Below are 6,000 nucleotides of genomic sequence, written 5' to 3'. Positions count from 1 at the left end.
GCCGTGAGGGATGGCGTCCCGACCTGCAGGCCTCCCTCGTCGTCTTCGTCGTCGCCCTGCCGCTGTCGCTGGGCATCGCCGTCGCCTCCGGAGCTCCGGTCGCGGCCGGCCTGCTCGCCGCGGTGGTCGGCGGCATCGTCGCGGGAGCCCTCGGCGGCGCCCCGTTGCAGGTCAGTGGCCCCGCCGCGGGCCTGACCGTGATCGTCGCCGATCTCGTCAACACCTACGGGTGGCGGGTCACCTGCATGATCACGGTGGGNGCCGGCCTGCTGCAGATCCTGCTCGGACTGTGCCGCGTCGCCCGCGCCTCCCTCGCCGTCTCGCCCGCCATCGTCCACGGCATGCTCGGCGGCATCGGCCTGACCATCGTCCTCGGTCAGATCCACGTCGTGCTCGGCGGGAAGGCCGACAGCCACGCCCTGGACAACATCCGGGCGATACCCGAGGCGATCACGAGCCCGCACGGTCCGGCGACCGTCGTCGGCCTGGTCACGATCGCGACGATCCTGCTCTGGCCGCGGCTGCCGCAGGCCGTCCCGGGCGCCGTTCGCCGGATTCCGGCCTACCTCGTCGCCGTCGTCGCGGGCACCGCGTTCGCCGCGGCCGTCGGTTTCGACGTGCCGCGCGTCGACCTGCCCGCCTCCCTGTTCGACTCGATTGCCCTGCCCGAGCTGCCCCACGGCGACTGGTCCGGCATCGCGCTGGGGATCTTCACCGTGGCGATCGTCGCCAGCGTGGAGTCGCTGCTGTCCGCCGTCGCCGTCGACCAGCTCGCGACCTCGAAGGGCTGGCGGGGCCCGCGGGCCGACCTCGACCGGGAGCTGCTGGGCCAGGGCTCGGCGAACCTCCTGTCCGGCCTCATCGGCGGTCTGCCGATCACCGGCGTCATCGTCCGCAGCTCGACCAACGTCGTCTCCGGTGCGCGCACCCGCGCCTCGGCGATCCTGCACGGCGTCTGGGTGCTGGCGTTCGCCCTCTTCCTCGGGTTCGCCGTGGAGTGGATCCCGCTGGCGGCCCTGGCCGGCCTGCTCGTCGTCGTCGGGGTGCGGCTGGTCGACGTGGCCCACCTGCGCCACGTCCGCCGCCACGGCGAGCTGCCCGTCTACGTCGTGACGCTGGTCGGTGTCGTCTCCCTGGACCTGCTGCAGGGTGTGGCACTCGGGCTNGTCACCGCGCTCGGCCTGGTCCTGCGTCGGGTCCTGTGGTCCAGCGTCCGCCTGGTGCACAGCGACGGACTCTGGCAGGTGGAGGTCGAGGGGACGCTGAGCTTCCTGTCGCTGCCGCGCCTGGCCCGAGTCCTCGGCCGGATCCCGGTCGGTGCGCCCGTCTCGATCGAGCTCATCGTCGACTACCTCGACCACGCCGCCTACGAGCATCTGCGCGGCTGGTGCGCCAACCACGAGGCCTCCGGCGGGGTGGTCAGCGTCGACGAGATCGGCCAGGTCTGGTTCCGCCGGTCCGACCACACCGAACGGCGCCGATCGGTGACGCCGCACCTGCCACGCTGGTTCGCCCCCTGGTCGCAGTGGCAGGAGTTCGATCAGGACGACGATCGGCAGGCCGGGACGGCCGACGGCGCGCCCCCGGCGGTCGGCCAGGCCGACTACGTCGGCACCATGCTCGTCGGCGTCAACGAGTTCCACCGCCGGGCGGCGCCGCTGCTGCGGGGCACGTTCGACGGTCTCGCCGCCGGACAGCAGCCCTCCGCGCTGTTCCTGACCTGCGCCGACTCGCGGATCGTCCCGAACATCATCACCAGCAGCGGGCCGGGCGACCTGTTCACCGTCCGCAACATCGGCAACATCGTTCCGCGGCAGAGCCCGCGCCACCCGGCGCGCGCCACCGCCGATCTCGACCGGCTCCACGCGTCGGACGGCGGTCCCGCCGGGACGGGCTCACGCGGGACGGCCCCCGGTTCGTCGAGCTCCGGTTCGTCGAGCTCCGGCGGGATCGGCCTCGGCATGGCCTCGGGCGTCGGGATGGCCGCCGGGGTCGGGATCGCCCCCGGTACCGGCCCGCTGCCCGGCATCGTCGTGCCGCCGAGCGACCTGTCGGTCACCGCCGCGCTCGACTACGCCGTCGAGGTGCTGCGGGTGCCCGCGATCGTCGTCTGTGGCCACTCCGGCTGCGGAGCGATGAACGCGCTGCTCAAGGGCACGCCGCCCGGCCAGCCGGAGTCGGCGCTCGCCGGCTGGCTGTCCCACGCCGACGCGTCGCTGACCCGCACGCCCCCGCCGGGGACGGAGGACCTCCCGCCGGTGGAGCGTCTCGGCCGGGCCAACGTCGCCCAGCAGCTCGACAACCTGCGGGAGCATCCGACCGTGCGCCGTGCTCTCGAGGACGGCGCGCTGGAGCTCGTCGGCATGTACTTCGACATCGGGCGCGCGCAGATCTCGATCCTCGACGAGGAGACCGGTCGGTTCGTCGACCCGGCGGACGCGCTGACGAAGGCCCCCAGCGAGCAGGGGCCGGGCCGGCGCTGGGACACGCCGGCGCGCGGGACGCCGGCGCTCGCGGGCACCGACGCGGGCTCGGCCCGGTCGGCGGCACCGCCCACGTCGGGAGGCCGCCGCGGTCGTCGGCTGCCTCCGGCGGGCTAGCCGGCGCCCGAGCGCCTACGTCCCCGCGGCCCGGGACGCCGTCGGGGACGTGGACGCGCGCCCTGCCGTCGACCGCGGGGCCGCCGGCGGCGCGTCCGCCGGCGGCCCCGCCGGCGACAGGCGGTCGAGCATCGCCGGCACCTCGCCGGTGTGCAGGACGCCGAGGGACCGCGTCGCCCGGCTCAGCGCGACGTACAGGTCGTGCGCGCCGCGCGGGGATTCGGCGAGGACCCGGTCCGGGTCGACGACGAGCACCGTGTCGAACTCCAGCCCCTTGGCCTCCCGGATCCCGAGCACGACGACCGGCGCGGACAGCCGGGCGCCGCCGCCGGTCTCGGTGGCCGGCACGGCCGCCCGCACCGCGGCGGTCAGCTCGGCGAGCCGCCCCGCCGGCACCAGCACGGCAAGCTGACCGGCGCTCAGCCGCTCCAGCTCGGCCAGGACCGTCCGGGCGAGCACCGGGCCGAGCTCGTCCTCGGTCACCCGCAGCCGCCAGGGGTCGAGGCCGAGCGCGCGCACCGACCGCGGCGGCTGCTGCGGCGGCCGCAGCGTCGCGAGCACGTCGGCGGCCACCGCCATGATCTCCGCGGGAGTCCGGTAGTTCACCGTGAGGGACTCCTGCCGCGGCCGTGGGCCCGACGCCGTGTAGGGGGCGAGGACCCTTTCCCACGACGTCGTGCCGGCGGGGTCGCCTGTCTGGGCGATGTCGCCGACGATCGTCATCGACCGGGTCGGGCAGCGGCGCATCACCATCCGCCAGGCCATCTCCGAGAGCTCCTGCGCCTCGTCGACGACGACGTGGCCGAAGGTCCACGTCCGGTCGGCCAGCGCGCGCTCGGCGATGGTCCGCAGGTCGGCGTCCTCGTGCCGGTCGGCGAGACGGGCCGCGTCGATCAGGTCGGTCGCCATCATGATCTCCGGGTCGTCCTCGACGTCGCGGGAGATGATGTCGAGGACGCCCTGGGCGTAGGCCACCCGGGCGAGCCGGTCGCGCAGCGCCGCGGCGCGGGCCGCGCGGTCGTCCTCGCCGAGCAGCTCCGCCGCCTCGTCGAGCAGTGGGATGTCCGCCGCGGTCCAGCCGCCGGCCGGTCGCGGCCCCCCACCGGTGCGGGCTGCATCGCCGTCGCCGTCGCCGTCACCGTCTCCGTCGGCCGACCCGTCCTGGTCACCGCCCTCGCTGGTCCCGACCCCGCCGTCGTCGCCGGGGCCGGGTGACGCCGCGGCGCCGGCGGTGGCGTCGCGCAGGGCGCGCAGCCAGGCGTCGTCCGGGTCGGTGCCGTCCTCGGCGAGCGGCCGGTGCAGCAGGCGGCGCTCGGCGGCGGTCAGCTCCGGCGCCGCGGACGCCAGCGTGCCGGGGTCCGCGTACAGCTCGGCGACGAGCTGCTCGGGGCTGAGCACCGGCCACAGCTCGTCCAGCGCCGCCCGCACGGCCGGATCGGCGCGCAGCTCCCGGCGCAGCTGGGCCAGGTCGTCGTCGTCGAGCAGGCTGGTGCCGCCGAAGCCGGCGGGGGCCAGCAGGTCGAGCGCCTCGGGGTCCGCCTCCAGCACCTGGGCGGTGATCGTCTCGGCGGCGTACCCGTCGGCGACCTGGCGGGCCAGCGCCTCGATCACGGCGCGTACGAAGAGGGTCCGGGCCTGGTTGTGCAGTTCGCCGGACTCCCGGGCGAGCGCGCGGGCCCNCACACAGGTGCTGCGTTCGAGCAGCAGCAGGCGCTCCTCGGTGTGGATCTCCAGCGTCTGCCCGCCGGGCAGCCGCTGCCGGTCGCGCACGGCCGCGGCGAGGACGTCGGCCAGCACCGCCCGGCCCTTGAGCTCGGCCAGCGCCGGCTCCTCCGGCCGCTGCGCCCGCGCCCCCGGGTAGAGCGCCTCCACCGTCGCGCTGACCACGCTGGTCTCACCCAGCGACGGCAGCACGTTCTCGATGTAGCGCAGGAACGTCGGGTGCGGCCCGACGACCAGCACGCCGCTGCGGGCGAGCCGGTCGCGGTGGGTGTAGAGCAGGTAGGCGGCGCGGTGCAGCGCGACCGCGGTCTTGCCGGTGCCCGGCCCGCCCTGGACGACGAGGATCCCGCGGTGGTCCGAGCGGATGATCCGGTCCTGCTCGGCCTGGATCGTCTCGACGATGTCACTCATCCGGCCGGTGCGCGCGGCGTTGAGGGTGGCGAACAGCGCCGGCTCGCCGACCAGTTCGGTGGCACTCGGCTCCCGGACGGCCAGCTCGAAGACGTCGTCGTCGAGGCCGGTCACCTCGCGGCGGCGCGTCGTGATGTGCCGGCGGCGCCGGACGCCGAGCCGCGCGGCTCCGGTCGCCACGTAGAACGGCCGCGCGGCCGGGGTGCGCCAGTCGATCAGCAGGGGCTCGTAGTCCGCGTCCTCGTCGAAGATGCCCATCCGGCCGACGTAGCGCCGCTCGCCGCCGTCGAAGTCCAGCCGGCCGAAGCACAGGCCGTTCTCCGCGGCGGTGATCCGGGCCAGCGTGGCCGCGCAGTCGGCGCTGGCCGCGTCCCGCTCGAACCGGGCCCGGGGCAGGCTCTCGGAGTGCCGGAGAACCGTCCGCAGCCGGGACGTGGTGCGCCGGCGAAGCCCGTCGAGCCGATCGTAGAGAGCGGAGACGTACGCCTGCTCGGAGGTAATGTCATCTGTTGACAAACCGGCCCCATCCCTTCACCGGCACGGTGGCCGTGCGCTGCCGAGACGGCGCCGAACGTTGCTCGTAGGCATTCAACACCCACTCGTCCGGTCCGCTCATCGTTGCATTATCCCGGCTCCGGCGAAATGTCCGGCGTTGTCGCCCGTTCGGGGTATCGGCCTCGCCTGCCGACGGCGGCCCGGCGTACCTGTCGCCGATCCACGCGAGGACACGCCGATCCACTCGGAGACACGCAGATCCCCTCCAAAGCGGGGGTGAGCGGGGGCGGGAAGGGCGACCCTCGCGGGTGTGGAACGCACTTCCGAGAACGGCCCGGTTCCCGCCCAGCGGAAGNCACCGTCGGCACCGCCCGCCGCCGAACACGATCCGGTGCTCACCTACGGCAAGGAGGACGACGACCGCGTCCGGCCATGGTCGCGCCACGACCGGACGATGGCGGAGACCGGCGTGCGTACGTTGGCCCGTCGGCTTCCCGGGCTGCTGCGGCTTGCCTGGTCCCTGGCCTGGGAGGCCNACCGGGCCGGCCTCGTCGTCATGGTCGTGCTGCGGGTGTTCGCCGGAGTCGTCGAGGCGGCGGGCCTGCTCGCCGTCGCCGGCGCGCTGACCGCGGTGCTGCGCGACGGCCCCACCCCGCAGCGGCTGCGCGAGGCACTGCCCGCCCTCGTCCTCGTCGTCGCCGCCGAGGTGCTGCGCAGCGGCCTGGCGGCGGCGACCAACCTGGTGCGGGTGCGCCTGGGCCCCCGGGTGGAC

Annotated in this window: 3 protein-coding genes and 2 pseudogenes; 3 read left to right on the top strand and 2 right to left on the bottom strand. The window is 75.2% G+C overall.

From position 1 onward, the window contains the following. The 3 genes and pseudogenes from UK94_RS59600 to UK94_RS59590 form a co-directional block, all read left to right on the top strand. Positions 1-259 (top strand): annotated as a pseudogene (locus tag UK94_RS59600) (SulP family inorganic anion transporter); the annotation flags it as partial. 1 nt (position 260) lies between these two features. Then, positions 261-1,165 (top strand): annotated as a pseudogene (locus UK94_RS59595) (solute carrier family 23 protein); the annotation flags it as partial. Between the two features lies 1 nt (position 1,166). Continuing rightward, a partial coding sequence (locus tag UK94_RS59590; protein ID WP_313949556.1) for a carbonic anhydrase occupies positions 1,167-2,600 on the top strand: 1,434 nt, incomplete at its 5' end. A gap of 15 nt (positions 2,601-2,615) precedes the next feature. Here the strand turns inward: UK94_RS59590 and UK94_RS76320 are convergent. Beyond that, positions 2,616-3,179, bottom strand: a complete 564-nt coding sequence (locus UK94_RS76320) for an ATP-binding domain-containing protein (RefSeq protein WP_313949559.1) — start codon at positions 3,177-3,179, stop codon at positions 2,616-2,618. A gap of 1,101 nt (positions 3,180-4,280) precedes the next feature. Beyond that, a partial coding sequence (locus tag UK94_RS59580) for a DUF2075 domain-containing protein (RefSeq protein ID WP_235488856.1) occupies positions 4,281-5,249 on the bottom strand: 969 nt, incomplete at its 3' end. Between the last annotated feature and the right edge of the window lie 751 nt (positions 5,250-6,000).

The organism is Frankia sp. AvcI1, assembly GCF_001420875.1.
In the GTDB taxonomy this organism is placed as follows: Bacteria; Actinomycetota; Actinomycetes; order Frankiales; family Frankiaceae; genus Frankia; species Frankia alni.
The sequence above is the reverse complement of the archived record's forward strand: the minus strand, read 5'-3'. Positions and strand labels throughout refer to the sequence as shown.